Source organism: Jannaschia sp. 2305UL9-9, assembly GCF_041403465.1.
In the GTDB taxonomy this organism is placed as follows: Bacteria; Pseudomonadota; Alphaproteobacteria; order Rhodobacterales; family Rhodobacteraceae; genus Jannaschia.
In genome coordinates, this window is sequence record NZ_JBGEHM010000001.1 from 59,439 (window position 1) to 80,595 (window position 21,157).

The following is a 21,157-nucleotide window of genomic DNA, read 5'->3' on the forward strand; positions in this document are numbered from 1 at the left end:
CGGGGGGCGGCTTGCCACTGCGTCCGTCACTGACGTTATCGGATCGTGCGCGGGGCGATTTCGGTGTCACATGCCGTTGATCAAACCGTCGCATCCTCGATCTGTTTCACGGAGGGTGCCCTTGATCGACCAATTTCCAATTTCCCGGTCCCTGCACGCATCAGCCGATCGGACCTGCGGCAATCGCACCCGGTGGCGCCACCCACGGCAAATGGCGGATGTCGCGGACGCGCGGTTCGCAGGATGACACCGGCTTGGTCAGACATGTGCCGTGCTTTCGGGCGGATCGGTCTTTTGTCCTTCGGCGGTCCGGCCGCACAGATCGGCCTGATGCATCAGGAGTTGGTCGCGCGGCGAAAATGGCTGGATGAGGATGCGTTCCTGCGGGGGTTGGGTTTTTGCACCCTGCTGCCCGGGCCCGAGGCGATGCAGCTTGCAACATACGCGGGATGGCGGATGCGCGGCACGGCGGGCGGCATTCTGGCGGGTCTGTTGTTCGTTGTGCCCGGCGCAATCGTGATGGTTGCCCTTGCTGCGGCCTATCTCGTCTGGGGGCGTCTGCCCGGGGTCGAAGCGGCGTTTCTGGGCGTGAAGGCAGCGGCCCTTGCGATCGTGGCGGGGGCGCTTTGGAAGTTGCGGGCAAAGGCCCTGCGCGGGCCACTGGCGATCCTTGTCGCGGGCGGCGCATTTCTGGGGTTGTTTTTGTTCGACCTGCCGTTCTGGGTCGTTCTTGTGGGCGCGCTTCTGATCGGTCTCGGTCGTCCGGCGGAACAGGCGGATATCCCATCCAAGGTCACGACCACATCCTCCGGCACGCTGACCACGGTCTGTTGCTGGATGGTCATCTGGTGGGCGCCCCTGCTGGTCCTTTTTGCCCTGGCGCCAGACAGTGTTCCCGCGCAGGCGGGTCTGTTCTTCAGTTGGCTGGCGACCGTCAGTTTCGGGGGGGCCTATGCGGTGCTGGCCGCACTGGCACAGAATGCGGTGGAGGTTCAGGGCTGGCTGACCGCCGATCAGATGATCGACGGGCTGGGCCTTGCCGAAACCACGCCCGGCCCCCTGATCCTCGTGACCGTTTTCACCGGTTGGCTGGCCGGGGCGCAGGGCGGCTGGCCGCTTGCCGTCCTGACGGCGGGGGTGACGCTGTGGGCGACGTTCGTGCCCTGTTTCCTGTGGATCTTCGCCGGGGCCCCGCATCTTGAGCGTCTGACCACGATGCCGCGTCTGCGCAATGCGCTGGATATGGTTTCGGCGGCTGTCGCGGGGGTGATCGCGAACCTGTCCCTGTGGTTCGCGATCCATGTGCTGTTCACGCGGGTGGACCAAGGTGGCTTCGGCCCGCCGCGCCCAGACCTTTACAGCCTCGATCCCGTGGCCACAGGACTGGCGGTCTTCGCGATCGGCTGGCTTCTGATAATCAGGCGCGGCCTGTTGGAAACGCTGGCGATCTGCGCCGCCCTTGGTGGGGCGGCGCATCTTGTCTCAGGTTGACGCGCGCACGGCGGCCGCGACATCGTCCACCACCTGCTGCAACAGGGCGTCATCCTCGCATTCCGCCATGACGCGGATCAGGGGTTCCGTCCCGCTGGCGCGGATCAACAGGCGGCCCTTGCCCGCCAGTGCGGCCTCGCCCTCGGCGATCGCCGCGATGACCTCGGGCGCGATCAGGGGGGTGGCGCCGGCGCCGTAGCGGACATTCTCCAACCGTTGGGGCACGGGGTCGAAACTGCTCATCAGGTCGGCGGCGGGCCGACCCGTGCGGACCATTTCCGCCGCGAATTGCAGGCCCGCGATCAGGCCGTCGCCCGTGGTCGCATAATCGGTCATGACGATATGTCCCGATTGCTCCCCCCCGAGGTTGTAGCCGCCCTTGCGCATCGCCTCGACGACATAGCGGTCCCCGACAGACGTGCGGTGCAGGTGCAGACCCCGGCCCAGCAGGAACCGCTCCAACCCGAGGTTGGACATCACCGTCGCCACCAGCGTGTTGCCGCGCAAGCGCCCCTCGTCGGCCCAGCGGGCGGCGAACAAGGCCATCAGCTGATCCCCATCGGCCACGCGCCCATCCGCATCGAGGATCATCACCCGGTCCGCATCGCCATCCAGCGAGATACCGAGGTCGGCGCCATGCGCCACGACGGCCTGCGCGGCGGTGTCCGTGTGGGTGGACCCGCAATTGCGGTTGATGTTGTTGCCGTCGGGGGCCGTGCCGATCGGGATGACCGTGGCGCCCAACTCCCACAGGACCTCGGGCGCGGTGCGATAGGCGGCGCCATTGGCGCAATCGACCACCACCTTCAGGCCGTCCAGACGCATTCCATGGGGAAAGGTCGACTTGACCCGTTCATTGTACCGGAACCGCCCGTCATACACGTGCTTGGCCCGTCCGATCCCGGCGGCGGGGGCGAGGGGGATCTCGGTCTCCATCATCGCCTCGATCTCGGCCTCGACCGCATCGGACAGCTTGAACCCATCGGGGCCGAACAGCTTGATGCCGTTGTCCTCGGCCGGATTGTGACTGGCCGAGATCATGATGCCCAGATCGGCGCGCATCGAAGGCGTCAGCATGCCCACGGCGGGGGTCGGCACGGGCGACAGCAGCAGCACGTTCATCCCGGTGGAGGTCAGCCCCGCCGTCAGCGCGTTTTCCAACATGTAACCGGACAGGCGCGTATCCTTGCCGATCACCACACGGTGCACGGCGTTCGAGCCGTCGCGCCGGAAATACCGCCCAACCGCTGCACCCAGCTTCAGCGCCATCTCGGCGGTCATTTTCCCTTCGTTGGCGCGCCCACGCACGCCGTCGGTTCCGAACAACCCCATGGAGGTCCCCTTCAGTCAGCTGTTTGCACGGCCCGCCATAGGGCCAGACCCTGCGCAATCTCGGCCACGTCATGGACGCGGTGCATCTGGATGCCTTGTGCCACGGCGGCAAGGGTTACCGCCAGAGTGCCGGGCAGGCGGGCGTCCGCCTGTTGCGCGCCGCCGATGTCACCGATGAAACGTTTGCGGGACACGCCCAGCAGGATCGGCACGCCGAGGCCATGAAAGACCCCGATGCGTCGCAACAGCGACAGGTTATGGGCCTGCGTCTTGCCGAACCCGATGCCGGGGTCGATCATGATGCTGTCGCGCGGGATGCCCGCCGCGACGGCAACCTCGATCCGCGTCGACAAGGCATCGTAGACGTCGAACAACACGTCGCCATAGGTCGGATCGTCCTGCATCGTTTCGGGCGCACCTTGTGCGTGCATCAGGCACACCGCCGCGCCAGACGTGGCGACCGTATCGGCCATACCCGGGTCGAAGGTCATCGCGCTGACATCGTTGATCAACGCGGCCCCCGCGCCGGTGGCGGCGCGCGCCACGCTGGCCTTGCGGGTATCGATGGACATGCACCGCCCCGACAGGGCGGCGATTACCGGCACCACGCGCGCGGCCTCCTCGTCCTCGGGCACCTCCTGCGCGCCGGGGCGCGTGCTTTCGCCGCCGATATCGAGGATATCCGCCTGAGCCAGCGCGCGTGCGCGGGTCAATGCCTGTTCCCGGTCGAGGTATCGACCGCCGTCCGAAAAGCTGTCGGGGGTCACGTTCAGGATGCCCATGATCGACGGTCGATCCATGGCTATGCCCGCGATTGCAGGGCGCCGGTCGCTGAGCGTCGCCAGCTGTCCGGCGGGAACCTCCGATACGGGCAAGGTGACGGGCGCGCGACCGCGTTCCAGCATCTCGACAGCACTGAAGCGCAGCCATCCACCGGCAATGCGGGGCGCGTCGATCGGGGCGCCGGCGTCGGGCAGGGGGCGATACAGGACCGTCACAGGGCACCGGGCGATGCAAGGGTGCGTTCCGGCGCATCCTCGGGCCAGTCGGACCCGATCAGCACGACGTCGATGGCGTTGAACTCCGTCGCCAACCAGCGTGTCAGGTGCAACGGGTCTGCCCCGGCGGGCCCGTTCGTCGCGTCCAGTACCATACGGGCGGGCGCCCAGACCGACAGGTTCCCCTGCCGGAGCGCCCAGTCGAGTTCCGTCCGGCTGTCGATGACGACGCATCGTGCATCGCGTGCGGCAAGACGCCATGCAGCCTGTTCCAGCGCCAGCAGGTCGATCCGGCGTTGCGCTGCGGGGTGGGCCGCATCGGGGGGCGTGAAGTCCGGGACCGTGGCAAGGATGGCCGGGGCATCCTGCGCGACGAGGCGGTCGATCATGCCGGTCAGCGCAGGATGATCCTGCGCCCCCGCCCCGAGCAGCACGACGCGCGGCCTCGGGGCCGGATCAGTCGCAGCATGCGCACCGGTTTCCCCGGCACGGGACCGCACGATCTCCACCCCGAGAACATGGGGCCCGCGGTCCAGTTTGCCGATGCGCACGAACACGCGCGCGGCCTGCGTTTGCAGAAGGACACGGGCAGCGATCCGCTCGGCCAGTGTTTCCAACAGGTTCAGGCGCTCGGCTTCCAATTCGACGGTGATCGCGTCGATCAGGGTATCGTAGCTGAGAATTCCGTCCACATCGTCGCCGGCGACGGCTTCGGGGTCGAGCGACACTTCGGCAACGATGTCGAAGCGGATGCGCTGAGTGGTGCCGCGTTCCTGTTGGAATGCGCCGATCTCGACCGCGCGGATATGGTCGCGCAGGGCGATGCGGTCACGCGGCGCCGGGCTTGGATCATGTCTTGCGCGGTCCAGTGGGTCGGCAAAGGCCACGCGCAATGCGTCGCGGTCGTCGGCGGTCGTCGTCATCGCGTCCCTTTCGGAGGGCTGGGCCGAAACACGACCCCCATGCCCCCCGAAAACCATGGACCGGGGCTGGGCGAAAGCCCCCCAACGCCGCGATATGTCCCGTTTCCGGCAGTTCGACCGCGTCAGGCGCCCGGAGTCTGACGATAGAAGATGTGACGCCCGACCTGTGCCGTGCGGGGATAGACCTTGGCCCAGTATGGATCGACGTAATCGGCGTGATAGTGCGTCGCATCCGCGGTCAGGTCACGTGGGGCCCCGTCGATGAGCAAACGGGCGATCTTGCCTGCGCGGGACCATGCGCCGCGTTCCGAGACGGAGTCGGGGATACCGTCGCAGGTATAGCTGAACTGACAGGCGTTGCGGCGCCCGGTGCCCTGATTGACGACGCGGCAGATGCTGCCGGGATAGCGTTCGCTGTCCACCCGGTTCAGGATGACTTCGGCAACCGCGACCTGTCCCTCGACCGGTTCGCCACGCGCCTCGAAATAGATCGCTTCGGCAAGGCACCGCCACTCCGAATCCCCGCTGACGGGTGACATGCGGTCCAGCATGGCCGCGTTGATGGCCTCAGGCTCCGTTCGGGTCCGGGTGTTGGCCGCGCGGGACCACAGGGATCTGGCCGCCGCCGTGGTCAAAAGTCGCGACGCACCCCCCGTGCCGGACAGGTTTGCGGTCTGCAGGTTGGTAAGGGCGACGCCGCCGGCTGTCTGGGCAAGACCCGGCACGGCAGAGGCAAGCGCAAGAAACACGGCGGCAAAAGCCGCAACACACAACGTTTTCAACATCAGGCAATTCATCCGGTCGTTCCGACAAATGCGATCTACGGTACGGATGTTTCGGAACCCTTACCGGGGGTCATCGGTTGACCCACGCGATCGCTGCGGGGAGATCCCGTGTCAGACACCCGGACGCAACCCGACAGGGCCGCGACCGATGGCGCGGGTGTGGTTTTTCGGCAGAGTCTCGCGCGTTTTGCCGCGAAACCGGCGCTATTTTGCCGCCTGATTGGACAGGATGGTACTTTGTGCCGCAGCCAGCTTTGCAACAGGAACGCGGAAAGGGGAACAGCTGACGTAATCGAATCCTGCCAGACGGCAGAAAGAGACCGATTCCGGATTGCCCCCGTGTTCCCCGCACAAGGCCAATGTCACGTCAGGTCGGGCCTGTCGCCCGCGCGCGGCGCCCAGCAGCAGAAGCTCTCCGACGCCATCCACATCCAGTGTCTGGAAGGGGTCCTCGGGGTAAACCCCCTCGTTGACATAGGTCGACATGAACCTGCCGGCGTCATCGCGGGACAGGCCATAGGTCATCTGCGTCAGGTCGTTGGTGCCGAAACTGAGGAAAGCGGCGGTTTCACTGATCTCTCCGGCACGCAGGGCAGCGCGGGGCGTCTCGACCATGACGCCCAGACGATAGGTGAATTCGGTGCCCGTCTCGGCCTGCACGGCCGAAGCGATGGCATCGATCCGCCGCTTGACCAACTCCACCTCGCGCCGGGCCGTGACGAGGGGGATCATGATCTCCGGCCGCACGTCCGCACCGGCGCGCAGGGCCGCGACGGTCGCCTCGAAGATCGCGCGCGCCTGCATCTCGTAGATCTCGGGCATCGCGATACCAAGGCGAACGCCCCGCATTCCCAGCATCGGGTTGTATTCCTGCAGGGCCTTCACCCGCGCCTTGACCTCGGACAGCGGTTTGTCGAGGGCAGCGGCCAGGGCGCGCTCTCCCTCACCTTCGGAGGGCAGGAATTCATGCAGCGGCGGGTCCAGCAGGCGGATGCACACCGGCAGGCCAGACATGATGTCGAACAGTTCGGTAAAGTCATCCCGCTGCATCGGCAGCAGGCGTTCGAGGGCGGCGGCGCGGTCCTCGGGGCCTTCGGCAAAGATCATCTCGCGCATCACCGTCAGGCGAACCGGGTCGAAGAACATATGTTCGGTCCGGCACAGGCCGATGCCATCGACACCGAAGGTTCGTGCCAGCGTGGCATCCGCAATCGTGTCCGCATTGGCCCGCACGCCAATGTCCCGCACATCGTCCGACCAGGTCATCACATCGCGGAATGCGCCGTCCAGCATGGGTTCCTGCGTGGGAACGGCGCCATCCAGAACCTCGCCGGAGGAGCCGTCGATCGTGATGACATCACCCTCGGACAACAGCCGTCCACTTGGAAGGCGCACGGTCTTGTGGCGGTGCGAGACGCTCAACCCCGTCGCCCCGGTCACACAGGGCAACCCGAGGCCACGCGCAATCACGGCGGCATGGCTGGTGGCGCCGCCGCGTTCGGTCAGCACACCGTCGGCGGCGTGCATCCCGCGCACGTCGTCGGGGCTGGTTTCCCGGCGGATCAGGATACAGGGCTCGTCCCGCGACAGGGCGGCTTGCGCCGCGGCCGAATCGAAGACGATCCGGCCGGAGGCCGCGCCGGGGCTGGCCGCGACGCCCCGTGTCAGAACGCTGCGCGGAGCGTCGGCATCGATCTGGCGATGCAGCAGCCGGCTCAGGACATTCGGTGCGATGCGCAACAACGCCTCGGACCGCGGAATGATGCCGTCGCGCGCCAATGCCGCGGCAATCGCGACCGAGGCGCGCGCCTGTCTGGGGCAGCGGACCGCATCCAGCACGTGCAGGCGGCCCTGGTCGATCGTGAACTCGACCTGCATTTCCTCGCGCAGGCGGTGACGACAGGCATCGCCCACACGCAGAAGCTCGGCATAGATCTCAGGCAGCTGATCCTGCAGGGACGGGCCGCGATCATCATGGGTCAGATACAGGGCCTTGTCGCGATTGCGCAGCGCATCGCGGCCCATGGCCTGACCCAGATAGCGCCCGGTCACCTGCGGCTCGCCGGTGGCGGGGCTGACGAATTGCACCACGCCCGAACCGGATTGCCCCGGCCCCATTCCCTGCGCCATCTTCTGCACCACGAGGCCAAGCCCCGCATCGATGGGCGCGCCCTGTGCCTGCCGCAGCAGGCGCGCGGACGTGCCCTCCCACGCCCGGGACATGGAACGCAGGACCGCATCGAGCTGATCTGCGATGTTCTGGGGAAAGGGCTCGTCCATCTCCTCTTCGAAGGTGGCGCGGGCGTCTTCCGGGGTTTTCGCATCGATGAACGGTTCCTCGTCCAGACGCATGACCTCGATCGCATAGCTTCGGATGAACCGCAGATACAGCTTGTCCGCCACGTCGTGGCCCAGCGTATTCGACAGCCAGGCATGTGCCTCGTCATTCATGCCGATGTTCAGAACGGCCCCGGGACCGCCCCAGTCGGACGTCGCCGACGAAGACCGCACCGACAGCAGGAGCGGCTGAACATCGAACAGCGAAATCAGCATGGAAAGGTCGGGCATCCGCCCTTCCGCGATGTCGCGAACGGTATCGAAGGGCAGGGCGACGGTCTGCGGCACCGGTAGGTCCATCCGCACGAGGCGTTGCAGGCATTTTGCACGGCTACCATGCCGCGAGGCACGAATGTCTGCGGTCGGCGTGATTTCCGTGAACCGGGGCGTATCGAGCATCGGCGGCTTCCTTATGCAACCGCAGCATAGCATGCTGCTGCATTGCGGCAACGTGTCATGGAAGCGTTACATAGTCCGGCAGGCTTGACGAAGCGTTATGTTACGTCACGCAATGCCGGTGACGTGATGTTGCGCCCCTGCACCGGGGACAAGGCCGGTGCGGGGACGTGCGAAACCCTGTCGTATCAGGCGCCGATCCGGGTCAGATCCGCGATCTTGGCACCCGTGCGCACGATTTCAGACAGCATGTTCAGCCGATTGCGGCGCGTGATCTGGTTGTCGGAATTGACCTGGACCGCCTCGAAGAACGCGTCAATGGGCGCGCGCAGGGCGGCCAGTGCGGCCACGGCGGTCGGGTAATCCTCGGCCGCAAGGGCCGCGTCGATCTGGGGGCGGGCCTGTTCGAGGGCGGTGAAGAGGGCGGTCTCCTCCTCCGTCTCGGCCAACTTGGGATCGGCACCGTAGGAGTATTCGACGCCGTCCTGTTCCTCGGCCTGCGTCAGGATGTTGTTGGCGCGGCGGTAGCCTTGGATCAGGTTTTCGCCATCCTCGGTGGTGATCACCGCGTTCAGCGCGCGGGCCCGGGCCACGAGGTCCGACAGGTCGTCGGTGCGGTCCCCGGTCAGGCAGGCGTCGATCACGTCGTGGCGGATGCCATCGTCGCGGAGGTAGACCTTGAGGCGGTCGTGGAGGAACGAGAGGAGGTCGGCGCCATCCGCATCGGGGCGGGCTTTCGCAATCAGGTCGGACACCGCGAGGGCAAGACCGTTGGACAGGATCAGGCGCACCACGCCCAAGGTCGCCCGCCGCAGCGCATAGGGGTCCTTCGACCCGGTCGGCTTCTCATCAATCGCCCAGAACCCGGCCAGCGTATCCAGCTTGTCGGCCAGTGCCACGGCAACCGACACGGGCGCGGTGGGGACGTCGTCGGAGGGGCCGAGGGGGGAGTAATGCTCCTGCGCGGCCAGTGCGACGGCGGGGTCTTCCCCCGCAGCCTCCGCGTAGTAGCGGCCCATCAGGCCCTGCAATTCGGGGAACTCGTAGACCATCTCGGACGAGAGATCCGCCTTGGCCAGACGCGCGGCGCGTTCGGCCAGGTCGGGGTCGGCCCCGACCGATGGTGCGATTTCACGGGCGAGGGCGGCAATGCGCTCGATCCGGTCCTTTTGCGATCCCAGCTTGGCGTGGAAGGTGACATTCGACAGGGCGTCGAGCCACGGGTCCATGCCCGCCTTCGCCACGCGCAGGTCGTTTTCCCAGAAAAACTTGGCATCCGACAGGCGGGCGGACAGCACGCGGTCGTTGCCTGCAAGAATGGTCGCGCCGTCGTCCGCCGTCTCCCGGTTGGCGACTGTCACGAAGCGCACGATCTTGCCGGTCTTGTCACGGACCGAAAAGAACTTCTGATGCTCCTTCATCGAGGTTTGCAGCACCTCGGGCGGCAGACCCAGGAAATCGTCCCCGATCCGCCCCATCAGCACGACCGGCCATTCCACGAGGCCCGCGACCTCGGCCAGCAGGCCCTTGTCCTCGACCACTTCCAACCCGGCCGCGAAGGCCTGATTGGTGGCGTCCTGCCAGATGGCGTCGGCACGTTCCTCGGCCGACAGGACGACGCGGGCGCGTTTCAGCTTGGCCTCGTAGTCGTCGAAGGAGGTGACGCGGATCGTGTCCGGCGCCATGAAACGGTGCCCTTCGGTCGTGTCGCCCGCCGTCATGCCGTCGACGGTCAGGGGCACGATCTCGGCGCCCGCCTCATCGGTCAGGATGCACAGGATGGACCGCAGTGGCCGGACCCAGCGAAGGGTGCCCGCGCCCCACCGCATCGATTTGGGCCAGGGGAAGTTGCGGATCGTGCGGTCCAGCACTTCGGCCACGATCTCGGCGGCGGGGCGTCCGGGTTTCGTGATGTTGGCAATGAAGACGCGACCCTTCTTGTCGTCCTGTTCGACCAGTTGTTCGCGCGTCAAACCGGTGGATTTCAGGAACCCGGCCAGCGCCTTTTCGGGCGCATCGACGCGGGGACCGCGCCGCGCCTCGGTGGTTGTCGGGCTTTCGGCCGTCAGACCTTGCACGGACAGGGCGAGGCGGCGGGGCGTCGCATGGGCCACGGCGCCGGAATAGGTCAGCCCGGCCTCAACCAGACCATCGGTCATCAGCTTTTGCAGGTCGGCGGCGGCGCGCGCCTGCATCCGGGCGGGGATTTCCTCGGAGAAGAGTTCAATCAGCAGGTCGGGCATGTCACAGGCTGCCTTCGGTCAGGGGAGTGTAGGTGGCGCGGTCGGGGCAAGCCTCGCCCACGGGGGTGCCGTCGTAGGATTTCTTGCCGCATTCGTTCAGCTGATGCCACGCCCAGCCGCGCCCGTCGGGGGTCAGGGCGACAACCCGGTCGACGCCGAACTGCACGTTCTTGTAGGCGGTAAAGGCGCGCGCCTCGCCGGAGGTCAGAAGCGCGGCGAGGGCCGATGCGTCGAAACAGTCGAACCACCCCGGCGCAACCGTCGGTTCGGGGCTGGCGTAGGCGTCGGCAAGGTCCTCGGGGGTGGTCAGGTCATGCTGAAAGCACGCCCGGAACCCGAGCGGAGAGGACGTGGAGGCAATGGCGTCGACGTCCCGGGCAGGCAGCGTGCTGAGGTCGTCACCCTGCGTCAGGGTCAAGGTGACGGGCCCATCGATGGCGGCATAAAACGCACGATTGTTGGTATACCAGATACCGATGCCACCCAGCAGGGCGGCAACCAGAATGGCGATGATGACGACCTTACCCATTGGGGCCTCCGGACGGGGAAAGCGGTGCGCGGGGCCTACACCGCGCCCCCGCGCGGGGCAAGGCAAGCTATCGGCGCGCAGCGTCGCAGGGCAGGGGTGACGACGCAGAGCGGTACCGGCGATCCTGCGGTTTCAGGTGTCTTGCAGGCCCCTGCCGTCAGGCTGCTTCAGGCGTCCAACCACCCGCCTCGGTCGCGACGAAGGCATCGGCGCACATCTTGGCCAGCGTTCGAACGCGGCCGATATAGCTTTGCCGTTCAGTGACCGAGATCACGCCCCGCGCGTCCAGCAGGTTGAAGATATGGCTGGCCTTGATGCACTGGTCATAGGCCGGATGCGCCATGACGATGCGCTTGCCGGTCTTCGGGTCGTCCGCCGGTTTCGACAGGATCTCGGCGCAATGGGCCTCCGCCTCCTCGAACTGGCGCAGCAACACGGCCGTGTCGGCGGTGTCGAAGTTCCAGCGTGCGTATTCCTCCTCCGTCTGGCGGAAAATGTCGCCGTAGGTCAGGGGGATCGGCGCGTCGGGCGCGTTGAACGGCATGTCCATGACGTGATCGACCCCGAGGACATACATGGCCAGACGCTCCAACCCGTAGGTCAGTTCGCCTGATACGGGGTGGCAGTCGTGGCCGCCGACCTGCTGGAAATAGGTGAACTGCGACACTTCCATGCCATCGCACCACACCTCCCAGCCAAGGCCCCATGCGCCTAGCGTGGGGCTTTCCCAATCGTCCTCGACGAAGCGGATGTCGTGCAGGTCGAAGTCGATCCCGATCGCGCGCAGCGAGCCGAGATAAAGCTCCTGCAGGTTGGGCGGGGACGGTTTGATGAGGACCTGATACTGGTAGTAATGCTGCAACCGGTTCGGGTTCTCGCCATAGCGGCCATCGGTCGGGCGGCGCGACGGCTGAACATAGGCCGCGGCCCATGGGCGATTGCCGAGACTGCGCAGCGTGGTCGCCGGGTGGAAGGTGCCTGCGCCGACCTCCATGTCATAGGGCTGCAACATCGCGCATCCCTGCGAGGCCCAGTAGGTCTGAAGCCTCAGGATGATTTCCTGAAAGGATGTGGGCGTGTCTGCTGCGGACATGGGGTGGCTCCGATCTGCGGTCGGCACCGCGTCTAAGGGGCAACAGTTGCGCGGTCAACGTGGGGCGTGGGCCGGGTCTGCGACGGCGCGCCCCTTTTCCTCGGGCACGGGATGAGGAAAGTGAGGGAATCGTCCGAATTGTTTGAGAACGGGAGTTTTGGGGATGCGCGTATCGACGGTTTTCCGCCTGCTGTGTGGCCTGACCCTTTGCCTGGTGCTGCTGGTCGGTGCGCCGCTGCGCGCCTTGGCTCAGACAGGTCAGGCGCCCGGCGTCTTCGTTCAGATCGAAGCGCACCCCAACCTGCGCGAGGCCGAGGCCCGCGCCCGCGCCTACGGTGGCATCCTGCCCGACATCAACGGGTTCCGCATCGGTGGCGGCTGGTATGCCATCGCGCTCGGCCCCTACCCGGAGGAGGACGCCCGTGTCACGCTGCGGCGCCTGCGCAATGAAGGCCTGATCCCGCGCGACAGCTATGTCAGCGATGGCAATACCTTCCGCGAACGGTTCTGGCCTGTCGGCGTCGTGACACCGCCCGTGGCCCCTGTGGCCCCGATCGCCGAAGCCCCTGTTGCCGCCGAGGAGGCCCCGGCCACGGAAGAATTGGCCACGGAAGAACCGGCCACGGAGGAAGAGGTCGTGGCGGCGCCCGTCATCGTTCCCGAAGAAACGCCGCGAGAGGCGCAGCGCTCCGAAGCGCAATTGTCGCGCGAAGAGAAGATGGACCTGCAACGCGCCCTGCAGTGGTTCGGATTCTACACCGCCGCCATCGACGGCAGCTATGGCCGCGGAACACGCGCCTCGATGACGCGCTGGCAGACGGCGGCGGGCGTCGATGCGACGGGCATCCTGACGACGCGCCAGCGCGCGCAACTGATGCAGGAATACCGCGACGCGCAAGCCGCCTTGGGCCTTGGTGAACTGGTCCAGCAGCAGGCGGGTATCGCGATGACCGCGCCGATGGGCCTTGTGGAATTCGACCGCGTCGAGGCCCCCTTCGTCCACTACCTGCCCAAGGACGACAGCGGTGTGCGCCTGTCCCTGATCAGCCAGCCGGGCGACCGCGTGTCGCTGGGCGGCCTCTACGAGATATTGCAGACGCTGGACGTGGTCCCGCCGGAGGGGGAGCGCGCCAAGCAACGCGACAGCTTCCGCATTCGCGGCGTCGCAGGCACGCAGACGACGGAGGTTTCGGCCCGTCTCGAGGATGGGCACATCTTCGGCTATCTGCTGTCCTGGCCCGCCGCGCAGGACGCCTCGGCCGCGCGCGCGATTGCCGCGATGGACGACACGATGCGCCGTGTTGGCCCCCCGCTGAGCCCGGACGAAGGCTTCGAGGCCAGCGAGCAGAGCTTCGACATGGTGTCCGGATTGCAGGTGCGTCAGCCGCTGCGCTCGGCCTCCGGGTTCTTCGTCGATGGCGCGGGGCGCGTTGTCACGGCGGCCGCAAATGTCGCCGGATGCGGACGTGTGACGCTGGACCGGCTGCACGACGCCACCGTCGCCTACGAGGCGGACGGCATCGCGGTTCTGAGCCCCGCCGGCACCTTGGCCCCCGTCGAGGTTGCGCGGCTGGCCGATAGCGAGGGACGCCTGCGGTCCCCGGTCTCCGTCGGCGGTTTCCCCTTCGGCGGTGTTCTGGGTGCCGCAACGCTGAGCTTCGGAACATTGGAGGACGTGCGCGGGCTTGATGGATCGGACGCGGTCCTTCGCCTTTCGCTTTCCGCGCGGGACGGCGATGTCGGTGGCCCCGTGCTGGACGGATCCGGTCGGGTGACCGGCATGCTGCTGCCCGCCCCTGTATCGGGGGACCGCGCGTTGCCTGATGATGTCGCCTTTGCGGCCAAGGCCACGGCGCTGCGTCGCGTGCTGCGGGATGCGGGCGTCACGGTCGGTCCCGCCGGGAACGGCGCTGTGATCGCGCCAGAGGATCTGACGACGCGCGCCACCGGAATGACCGTCCTCGTCAGCTGCTGGGAATAGCAGGACCGCGCCGCGGCGACCGACCGGCCCCGTGCAAACATGGCCCCTACTTCTGGACCGGAATACCTCGGGGGCCCGCAGGGCGGAGGCAGCGCCCCCTCTACGGTTTGCTGTCTGGTCACGGAACCACGGTCTGCCTGATCAGGCCCGCCAGAACCGCGCGGTAAACAGGACGTAGACGACGACCAGTTCCAGTCGTCCGATCAGCATCGCGGCAGACAGCAGCCATTTCGCCGTATCGTTCAGGGGCGCGAAGTTGCCCGCAGGGCCGATGATCGGCCCCAGACCCGGCCCGATATTGGCCACCGCGGTCGCGGCACCCGACACGGCGGTCAGGAAATCAAGGCCCGTCATGGCCAGAAGCACGGCAAAGACGCCAAGCGTGACGACGAACAGCACGAAGAACGCCATGACGGACGACATCACGTCTTCCGAGACCGTGCGCCCCGCGTAGCGTGCGTTGAAGATGCCGTGGGGCGAATGAATGCGCCGGATCTGCGCCTTCATGGCCGCGAACAGGATCTGGTAGCGGAAGATCTTGATGGAGCAGGAGGTCGAGCCGGCGCAGCCGCCGACGAGGCCGCAAAAGAAGAACAACGTGATGATGAGCGCGCCCCACTGCATGTAGTCGACGCTGGCATATCCGGTGCCGGTCAGGATCGAGGCAATGTTGAAAAGCGCCTCGCGCAGGGCGCGTTCGACGGGATAGTCGTCGACGGCGACCAGCAGTATCATGGTGGTCGCAACGAGGATCGCCGTGACGGTCAGAAAGGCGCGGACCTGGCTGTCGCGCAGCAGCGGCGCCCAGCTGCCGCCCAGCATCTGGACATAGAGGACGAAGGGCAGGGCGGCGGCCAGCATGAAAACCGTCGCGATGTATTCATGTGCCCCCTGAAACGCGCCGAAGCTTGCGTCGTAGTTTGCGAAACCACCGGTCGAGACGGTCGTCATGGCGTGGACGATCGCGTCGAACGGGTCCATCCCGGCTGCGTTGTAGGCGATCGTGCAGGTGATCGTGATCCCGATGTAGATCGTCGAGATCCGGGAGGAGATCTGAGCAGCGCGGGGCAGGACCTTGCCCATCGTATCGAACCCTTCCGTGCGGAAGATCTGCATCCCGCCGACCCGCAGTTCCGGCAGGAACACCATCGCCACGACGATGACCCCGATCCCGCCGAACCATTGCAGCAAACCCCGCCACAACAACAGGCCACGGGGCAGGTCATCGAGACCGGTCAGCACCGTCGATCCCGTCGTGGTCAGGCCGGACATCGCTTCGAAGAAGGCATCGGTGTAGGTGCTGCCCGTTTCGCCCAGGACGAAGGGCAGGGCGGCAAAGACCGGAAGGGCCAGCCAGACGCCGGTCGTCAGAAGGAAGGTCTGTTGCAGCGACAGGCGCGTGCGCACCGCGTTCGAACACGACAGCGACAGCGACATGCCCGCCAGCAGGGTCAGCATCCCGGATTCGAAGAACACGGACCAATGGCCATTGCCGTCCCAGATGTCGAGCGCCATGGGCACCGCCATCGAGGCACCAAGGGCGATCAGCAAAAGGCCGATGACGTATCCGACGGGGCGCGCGTCCAGCATTGTGTCGGTGTCCGGCGCGCATGAGCGGGTGTCAATGGCAGAGTACGCGAGGGCACCCCTCGGACCGGTAATCTTCATGCCTGGTCCTGCCGCAAGGTCGGATCGCCTGCGATCTTCGCCGTCTCGGGCGGACCTAGTTCGCGCGACGGCGCATCTGGCTGAGCAGAAGGCCAGCCGCGATCAACGCGAGGGCGATATAGAAGCGTCCGGGCAGATCCTCGGCCAGGACCAGAGCGCCGAAGACCATGGACCAGACCGGCACCTGGTAGTTCACCAGCGTCATGAAGGACGGGCCCGCGCTGCGAATGACCTGCACCCGCAGGAGTGCCGCAAAGGCGGTGGGCACGATGCCAAGAAAGACGATGGCCCCCATCACCAGCGGATCCGCGGTGCCCGGCATCCCTTCGGTCACCAACATGGCCGGCAACAGGATCATCGCCCCCACCACGAGCGTCAGGGCCGAAAGCCACATCGCATCGATCGGCGGGCAGCGCCGTGTCAGGATCGACCCGCAGGCATAGGAGATCGTCGCCGCGATACAGGCCACGCGCCCCAAGGCCGCGAGGTCGCCGCGCCCCGCGTCGAAGATACCCGGCCCAAGCAGGACGAGCGCGCCGAGCAGGCCTAGCCCGAAACCGGATGCCTTGCGCAGGGTCAGACGGTCGCCCGGTACGAACCAATGCGCGAGGGGCAACAGGAACAGTGGCAGAACGGCCATGGACAGCCCCGCAAAGGCCGAGGGGACGTATTGTTGACCCCAGCTGAGCAGCATGAACGGCAGGGCGGTCATCAATATGCCAAGCGCCACGATGAAGACGACCAGCGATCGCGTCAGGACCGGTACAGGGCGGCGCAGCACAAGCAGCAGCGACAGGAGTGCAAGCGCCCCAAGGGTCGTGCGGGCCGTCGCAACGGTTACCGGCCCGTAGCCGCGCAAGGCGATGGCCACGACCATGAAGGTGCCGCCCCAGATCAGGCCGAGCACGATGATCGAAGCCCAGTTTGCAAAGGTCGGTTGGGAAACCGGCGTATCAGTCGTTGTCACCATGGCCACCGCCTAGCGCGCCTGTGCCCGTGGCGACAGGGTAAAACCGGTCTTTGCTGATGATAGGGATGACAGTAGCGAAAATCTATTCCGCGCAGGGTGTTAGAGAATGATCTTCATGCGGGCGCGCGTCCGATAGGGGCGCAGGTGGCGACAGGGTCGTCTTTGGCAAAGGTGATGGGACCCTGTCATTTCCCGCGCGATCCGATCGAAGTGGGTCGCAGACCGGTCCGGGGCGTCGGACCCGCGATCACTGGCAGTCTTCGCCTTGATGCGACGTTTGCGCCCATCGTGCCCAAGGAACCGAGCCGCCGCGCCGCACGTTGACCCCGCAGTTACAGCCCAAACGGAACGGAGTTTCTCATGGTTGATCTACTTTTGCCCGTGCTGGCCTTCGGCACGATGCTCGCCTTCATCCTATTCGCGCTTGTCAGCCAGCAAAAGGTTCTGGCCCGCAAAGCCGATCCGGACGCGCCGAAATCGACGCTGGCGGCCGATGGTGACCCGCATGGGCGCCCCCTCGACGTGTGATCAGATCCCCGCAAGGTGACGCCAAAATGCCAAAAGGGCGCGGACAGATGTCCGCGCCCTTTCGTATTTCAGGCGATGGCCCGCAGGCCCTTGCTCAGTTCTTGGTCTTGTCGACCATCTTGCCGGCCGAGATCCAGGGCATCATGCCGCGCAGCTTCTCGCCGGTGGCTTCGATCTGGTGCTCGTCGTTCTTGCGACGCTCCGCCTTGATCGTCGGCTGACCGACCGCGTTCTCCAGCATGAAGTCACGCACGAACTTGCCGTCCTGAATGTCGGCGAGGACGGCCTTCATGCGGGCCTTCGTCTCATCGTAGTTCAGGATGCGCGGGCCGGTGACATACTGGCCGTATTCCGCGGTGTTGGAGATCGAGTAGTCCATGTTGGCGATGCCGCCTTCGTAGATCAGGTCGACGATCAGCTTCACCTCGTGCAGGCACTCGAAATAGGCCATCTCGGGGGCATAACCCGCCTCGACCAGCGTCTCGAAGCCGCAGCGGATCAGCTCGACCAGACCACCGCACAAAACCGCCTGTTCGCCGAAGAGGTCGGTCTCGCATTCCTCGCGGAAGTTCGTCTCGATGATGCCCGAGCGGCCGCCACCGATGGCGGAGCAGTAGGACAGGCCGATCTCCAGCGCGCGACCGGATTCGTTGCGGTCCACGGCCACGAGGCAGGGCACGCCGCCGCCCTTGGTGTATTCGCCGCGCACAGTGTGACCGGGGCCCTTGGGCGCCATCATCACGACGTCGATTCCCGGCTTGGGTTCGATCAGGCCGAAGTGGACGTTCAGGCCGTGTGCGAAGGCAATCGCGGCGCCTTCACGGATGTTGTCATGGACGTATTTCTTGTAGGTTTCGGCCTGCAATTCATCGGGCATCGTGAACATGATCAGATCGGCCCATGCGGCGGCCTCGGCGATGCCCATGACCTTGAGGCCTTCGCCCTCGGCTTTGGCGGCGGAGGGGGAGCCTTCGCGCAGGGCGACGACGAGATTCTTGGCGCCCGAATCGCGCAGGTTCAGGGCGTGGGCGTGGCCTTGGCTGCCGTAGCCGAGGATCGCGACCTTCATGTCCTTGATCAGGTTAACGTCGCAGTCGCGATCATAGTAAACGCGCATCGGGTATCTCCTCCGAGGGTAAATCGATGAGGGATGGATAGGCGAGGAACAGCCCGAAGGCGAGAAGGGAAAGCTCTCGAATTCACGGTGTGATGATAGTATTCATTCGTTTGATGCTTGATTGAGGGTAAAATCATGCTTGAGGACATCGACCGACGTATTCTGCGTCTTTGGCTGGCGGAGCCCGACCTATCGCCCGCCGATATTGGGGCATCTCTCGATGTGCCGACCCCGACAGTCGCCCGCAGGATCGAGCGTCTGCGCGAACGTGGTATCCTGCGCGGCGTCCATGGCATCGTGAACTGGCCCGCCCTTGGCTATGCGGTCGAGGTGTCGTTGCGCATCCAGCTGGACAAGACCGTCGCCAACGCCTTCGACCTGTTCATGGCCGCCGCGAGGGAGATCCCCGAAGTCACCGAAATGCAGACGTTCCTCGGTCGGGTCGATTTGCGCCTGACCGTCATTGCGCGGGACATGACCCATTGGCAGTCCATATACCGCAGCCGAATCCTCACCCTGCCCAATATCGCCGAGATCGAGGCCCTGATGCACGTCGCAACGGTCAAGACAGATCAGAGCCTGCCTCTCTGACGATTGCTGCATGGTCGGGTATGGCCGTCGTCGAACGCCTGCCCGTACTGTTTGCCACCATGTATAGGGGCAGGCGGCGCGTGCTTGGATCGGTCGCCGGTCCTGCAGGCAACAGCGTCGAAATACTGCTTCGCCTGATATGTCCGGCACCGCTTTGAATGATCGAAACGCCCGGTATTTTGCCATCAGTTCCGCCTTGGCGGAGGTGGCAAAGTGGCAGCCCGTAGGGGAATCGAACCCCTCTTTCCAGGTTGAAAACCTGGCGTCCTAACCGATAGACGAACGGGCCAAACTTGGCGTGGGGTGTCTTTAGGCGAGGGGCGCAGGCACCGCAAGAGGATTTTTACACCATTTTGCAATCATCTGATTCAGCGGCGATCGCGACGTCCTCCAGCTTCAGCTGAACGGTTTCTCGGCCCTGCCAGCGGTTCTTTTCCAACCGCCCTGCGACATGGATCGGTGCACCGGCGGCGCGGTCCACGGCATCGGTGATTCCCGTGCTGCCGGCACGGAACGCAATCGCGTCGAGTCGCGTCGGCCCGCCATCCGTCAGTGTCAGTTTCAGGTGCCCGTCACCCACGGGTTTGGCAAAGGCCACGCGTAGGTCAGGGAAGGCGAATCGCGGCGCGGACGCGCCCTGGCCGAAGGGGCCCGCCGCCTCCAATGCATCGACGAGGGCCAAGGTGGCAGCGCCGGGCATGAGGGTCGCGTCGATCGCGAGGTCGCGGGGACCGGAGGTATCGGCCCCCTGCCTGACCAACAGCGTGTCCAGCCGGGACATCGCCGCCTCCAGCTGATCGCTGCTGACGGTCAGACCGGCGGCCATGCGGTGCCCGCCGCCTTTCAGGATCATGCCTTCGTCGGCAAGCCGCTGGATGCAGGCGCCCAGGTCGACGCCGCTGACCGACCGGCCGGAGCCCTGTCCGATGCCATCGGGGCGCAATCCGACGACGACGGCGGGGCGGTTGAATGCCTCCTTCAAGCGTGATGCCACGATGCCGACAACGCCGGGGTGCCACCCGTCGCCTGCCGCCCAGGCAAGCGTGGCGCCTTCGGCAAGACGTGCCTCGGCCTGTGCGCGCGCCTCTTCGGTGACGCGCGTTTCGATCGCCCGGCGTTCGTGGTTCAAGTGGTCCAGCCGCGCCGCGAGCGCTTCGGCCTCGGCGTGCGAGGTGGTCGACAGAAGCCGCGCGCCGAGGTCGGCCGCGCCGATGCGGCCCCCCGCGTTGATGCGTGGCCCCAGAAGATAGCCAAGGTGATAGGATGTCGGCGGTCCGTCCATCCGCGCCACGTCCGCCAAGGCGCGCAGGCCCGGACGGTCCCGCCGCGCCAGAACCTTCAACCCCTGCTGCACAAGCGCGCGATTGACCCCGATCAGCGGGGCAACATCGGCCACCGTCGCCAAGGCCACGAGATCGAGCATCGCCATCAGATCGGGACCGGCGGTGCCGGTGTCGCGCATTTGCCGGTTGGCCTGCACAAGCGTCAGGAAAACGACGGCAGCCGCGCAAAGGTGGGCCAAGGCGCCGGATTCGTCCTGTCGGTTCGGGTTCACGACCGCGAGGGCGGGTGGCAGCGTTTCACCACCGAGGTGGTGGTCGAGAACGATCACATCCGTCTGTCCCGCCGCGCCAAGCGCCTCGTGACTGAGCGTGCCGCAATCGACGCAGACGATCAGGTCATGGTCCTTGGCCAGTTTCGCGATGGCGGGGACGTTCGGGCCGTAACCTTCCTCGATCCGGTCGGGGACATAGATGGTCGCCTCGCGCCCTTGCGCGCGCAGCCACCAGACGAGCAGGGCGGCGGAGGTGCCGCCGTCTACGTCGTAGTCGGCGAAGATGGCAATACGCTCTCCGGTCCGCGCGGCGTGCAGCAGGCGCGTGGCGGCAGTCTGCATATCCAGAAGGTCGAGGGGGTCCGGCAGCAGGTCACGCAGGCGAGGCTCGAGAAAGCTTGCGGTCTCTTCGGGAAGGACACCGCGCCGCGCGAGGTGACGGGACAGCGCGAGCGGCTGGCCGGTCTGCGCGATCGCTTCGGCCAGCCGATCCTGTTCGAGGGTCAGGCCGACCCAGCGGCGGCCGGTCGCGGAATGGGAAACACCAAGGTAGGACATGCCTTCCCTTGCCGCGCGGACCGGCCGGACGCAAGCGCTGGGGCAGGGGGGGCGACACATGG

The 21,157-nt window shown here is 66.1% G+C and carries 16 protein-coding genes and 1 tRNA gene; 4 read left to right on the forward strand and 13 right to left on the reverse strand.

Features of this window, described 5'->3' with window-relative positions; genetic code table 11:
* Positions 1-264: 264 nt before the first annotated feature.
* Entirely contained in the window at positions 265-1,491 is a 1,227-nt protein-coding gene (chrA, locus tag V6N07_RS00375) for a chromate efflux transporter (RefSeq protein WP_371153196.1), read from the forward strand.
* Here the strand turns inward: chrA and glmM are convergent.
* From glmM to V6N07_RS00415, 8 genes are all read right to left on the reverse strand, one after another.
* On the reverse strand, positions 1,483-2,823 hold the full coding sequence (glmM, locus tag V6N07_RS00380) for a phosphoglucosamine mutase (RefSeq protein WP_371153197.1): 1,341 nt from the start codon (positions 2,821-2,823) through the stop codon (positions 1,483-1,485). The two genes, chrA and glmM, sit on opposite strands and share 9 nt — an antisense overlap.
* A gap of 11 nt (positions 2,824-2,834) precedes the next feature.
* Positions 2,835-3,821, reverse strand: coding sequence for a dihydropteroate synthase (gene folP, locus V6N07_RS00385; RefSeq protein WP_371153199.1), 987 nt, complete (start codon positions 3,819-3,821; stop codon positions 2,835-2,837).
* A complete protein-coding gene (locus V6N07_RS00390) occupies positions 3,818-4,744 on the reverse strand; it encodes a dihydroneopterin aldolase (protein ID WP_371153201.1) in 927 nt (308 codons plus the stop codon). The genes folP and V6N07_RS00390 overlap by 4 nt, the downstream gene beginning before the upstream one ends.
* A gap of 122 nt (positions 4,745-4,866) precedes the next feature.
* Positions 4,867-5,529 (reverse strand): cell wall hydrolase, encoded by a 663-nt coding sequence (locus V6N07_RS00395; protein WP_371153203.1) that lies wholly within the window; start codon positions 5,527-5,529, stop codon positions 4,867-4,869.
* A gap of 204 nt (positions 5,530-5,733) precedes the next feature.
* Positions 5,734-8,265, reverse strand: coding sequence for a putative PEP-binding protein (locus V6N07_RS00400; RefSeq protein ID WP_371153205.1), 2,532 nt, complete (start codon positions 8,263-8,265; stop codon positions 5,734-5,736).
* 185 nt (positions 8,266-8,450) lie between these two features.
* Positions 8,451-10,505 (reverse strand): glycine--tRNA ligase subunit beta, encoded by a 2,055-nt coding sequence (gene glyS, locus V6N07_RS00405; RefSeq protein ID WP_371153207.1) that lies wholly within the window; start codon positions 10,503-10,505, stop codon positions 8,451-8,453.
* A 1-nt stretch (position 10,506) separates the two neighbouring features.
* Complete coding sequence (locus V6N07_RS00410) at positions 10,507-11,034, reverse strand: DUF6446 family protein (protein WP_371153208.1); 528 nt, start codon at positions 11,032-11,034, stop codon at positions 10,507-10,509.
* Positions 11,035-11,191: 157 nt separating this feature from the next.
* The gene (locus tag V6N07_RS00415; protein WP_371153210.1) at positions 11,192-12,127 is read right to left on the reverse strand and encodes a glycine--tRNA ligase subunit alpha; all 936 of its coding nucleotides are present in this window, start codon (positions 12,125-12,127) and stop codon (positions 11,192-11,194) included.
* 163 nt (positions 12,128-12,290) lie between these two features.
* Between V6N07_RS00415 and V6N07_RS00420 the strand changes: the two genes are divergently transcribed.
* Positions 12,291-14,108 (forward strand): serine protease, encoded by a 1,818-nt coding sequence (locus V6N07_RS00420; RefSeq protein WP_371153212.1) that lies wholly within the window; start codon positions 12,291-12,293, stop codon positions 14,106-14,108.
* 141 nt (positions 14,109-14,249) lie between these two features.
* Here V6N07_RS00420 and V6N07_RS00425 read toward each other — a convergent pair whose 3' ends face one another.
* Complete coding sequence (locus V6N07_RS00425) at positions 14,250-15,698, reverse strand: TrkH family potassium uptake protein (protein WP_371153214.1); 1,449 nt, start codon at positions 15,696-15,698, stop codon at positions 14,250-14,252.
* A 133-nt stretch (positions 15,699-15,831) separates the two neighbouring features.
* Complete coding sequence (locus V6N07_RS00430; protein WP_371153216.1) at positions 15,832-16,746, reverse strand: DMT family transporter; 915 nt, start codon at positions 16,744-16,746, stop codon at positions 15,832-15,834.
* A 360-nt stretch (positions 16,747-17,106) separates the two neighbouring features.
* On the opposite strand from V6N07_RS00430, the gene V6N07_RS00435 reads away from it, so the two are divergent.
* A complete protein-coding gene (locus V6N07_RS00435; protein ID WP_371153218.1) occupies positions 17,107-17,274 on the forward strand; it encodes a hypothetical protein in 168 nt (55 codons plus the stop codon).
* A gap of 94 nt (positions 17,275-17,368) precedes the next feature.
* Here the strand turns inward: V6N07_RS00435 and ilvC are convergent, their stop codons facing one another.
* Complete coding sequence (gene ilvC / locus V6N07_RS00440; protein WP_371153220.1) at positions 17,369-18,391, reverse strand: ketol-acid reductoisomerase; 1,023 nt, start codon at positions 18,389-18,391, stop codon at positions 17,369-17,371.
* 135 nt (positions 18,392-18,526) lie between these two features.
* Here ilvC and V6N07_RS00445 point away from each other — a divergent pair, with 135 nt between their 5' ends.
* Positions 18,527-18,982: an Lrp/AsnC family transcriptional regulator gene (locus V6N07_RS00445; RefSeq protein ID WP_371153222.1), complete on the forward strand. Its 456-nt coding sequence runs from the start codon at positions 18,527-18,529 to the stop codon at positions 18,980-18,982.
* A 214-nt stretch (positions 18,983-19,196) separates the two neighbouring features.
* Here V6N07_RS00445 and V6N07_RS00450 read toward each other — a convergent pair.
* Both V6N07_RS00450 and recJ read right to left on the reverse strand, forming a co-directional pair.
* Positions 19,197-19,271 (reverse strand) — tRNA-Glu (locus tag V6N07_RS00450).
* A 54-nt stretch (positions 19,272-19,325) separates the two neighbouring features.
* On the reverse strand, positions 19,326-21,095 hold the full coding sequence (gene recJ, locus V6N07_RS00455; protein ID WP_371153223.1) for a single-stranded-DNA-specific exonuclease RecJ: 1,770 nt from the start codon (positions 21,093-21,095) through the stop codon (positions 19,326-19,328).
* Positions 21,096-21,157 lie beyond the last annotated feature (62 nt).

Coding starts and splice junctions, on each gene's coding strand:
- chrA (WP_371153196.1), top strand. CDS start 265: ATGTGCCGTGCTTTCGGGCGGATCGGTCTTTTGTCCTTCGGCGGTCCG.
- glmM (WP_371153197.1), bottom strand. CDS start 2,823: ATGGGGTTGTTCGGAACCGACGGCGTGCGTGGGCGCGCCAACGAAGGG.
- V6N07_RS00390 (WP_371153201.1), bottom strand. CDS start 4,744: ATGACGACGACCGCCGACGACCGCGACGCATTGCGCGTGGCCTTTGCC.
- V6N07_RS00395 (WP_371153203.1), bottom strand. CDS start 5,529: ATGTTGAAAACGTTGTGTGTTGCGGCTTTTGCCGCCGTGTTTCTTGCG.
- V6N07_RS00400 (WP_371153205.1), bottom strand. CDS start 8,265: ATGCTCGATACGCCCCGGTTCACGGAAATCACGCCGACCGCAGACATT.
- glyS (WP_371153207.1), bottom strand. CDS start 10,505: ATGCCCGACCTGCTGATTGAACTCTTCTCCGAGGAAATCCCCGCCCGG.
- V6N07_RS00410 (WP_371153208.1), bottom strand. CDS start 11,034: ATGGGTAAGGTCGTCATCATCGCCATTCTGGTTGCCGCCCTGCTGGGT.
- V6N07_RS00415 (WP_371153210.1), bottom strand. CDS start 12,127: ATGTCCGCAGCAGACACGCCCACATCCTTTCAGGAAATCATCCTGAGG.
- V6N07_RS00420 (WP_371153212.1), top strand. CDS start 12,291: ATGCGCGTATCGACGGTTTTCCGCCTGCTGTGTGGCCTGACCCTTTGC.
- V6N07_RS00425 (WP_371153214.1), bottom strand. CDS start 15,698: ATGCTGGACGCGCGCCCCGTCGGATACGTCATCGGCCTTTTGCTGATC.
- V6N07_RS00430 (WP_371153216.1), bottom strand. CDS start 16,746: ATGGTGACAACGACTGATACGCCGGTTTCCCAACCGACCTTTGCAAAC.
- V6N07_RS00435 (WP_371153218.1), top strand. CDS start 17,107: ATGGTTGATCTACTTTTGCCCGTGCTGGCCTTCGGCACGATGCTCGCC.
- ilvC (WP_371153220.1), bottom strand. CDS start 18,391: ATGCGCGTTTACTATGATCGCGACTGCGACGTTAACCTGATCAAGGAC.
- V6N07_RS00445 (WP_371153222.1), top strand. CDS start 18,527: ATGCTTGAGGACATCGACCGACGTATTCTGCGTCTTTGGCTGGCGGAG.
- recJ (WP_371153223.1), bottom strand. CDS start 21,095: ATGTCCTACCTTGGTGTTTCCCATTCCGCGACCGGCCGCCGCTGGGTC.